Here is a 630-nt window from a genome sequence, read left to right as displayed (position 1 = left end):
TTAGCAACGCTTGTTTGTTTTAGTTCGGTAACACCAGCATTCGGCACAATCAGTTTTGCCAGCTAGCTCACTTCTTTAGCAGTCGCTTTATCATCTGGCTTTTCGCCCAGGGTTGTTTTAAGGTAATTGTTATTATTTAAATCAACAGTTTGTTGTAGCGGGCGGTGGCGGCAAAGCCGCGAGGGGCAGGAGTCTCGCACGCATAACAAACAAATGTTGGGGACACAAACACGCGGGCTCTGCTTCGCAGTGTAGCCCACGCGTTTGTGCCGCCAAATTAGGGCGTTAGCCCCCATTCGTTAATTGTTGCAAAAATAAAAGCTCGGGGCAGTGTTAACGCCGGTATTTTTTTCTTGTTTTAGCGTCCCACCGCTATTGGTTGTTTTTGTGTCCATGGCTATCAACCAACTGTGGTAATTTCTTCCCGTGGTTTGCGCGGCGCGGGCAATCTTTCGCTGTAAGCAAGGATTGCTTTTATCAGCAATCGTACCGTGCAATTCTCAGCGGCTATGTTCGGATTAACTGTTGTTGAATCGAAAAGAGCCTGTTTTCGTTAAGGTTTTCTGGATTATCCATAAACCTGAACCAACCCAGGTAGTGTTCCAAGTATTTTGTGGCTACTCCGTGAAA

At 46.5% G+C, this 630-nt stretch carries 1 pseudogene; it reads right to left on the bottom strand.

Annotated elements, in window-relative coordinates:
* Positions 1-507: 507 nt before the first annotated feature.
* Positions 508-630 (bottom strand): annotated as a pseudogene (locus C6Y40_RS22225) (IS1595 family transposase); the annotation flags it as partial.

It is taken from the genome of Marisediminitalea alba (assembly GCF_002993365.1).
Classification (GTDB): Bacteria; Pseudomonadota; Gammaproteobacteria; order Enterobacterales; family Alteromonadaceae; genus Alteromonas; species Alteromonas alba.
Note: the sequence above shows the minus strand (reverse complement) of the source record. Positions and strands in the feature narration are given on the sequence as shown.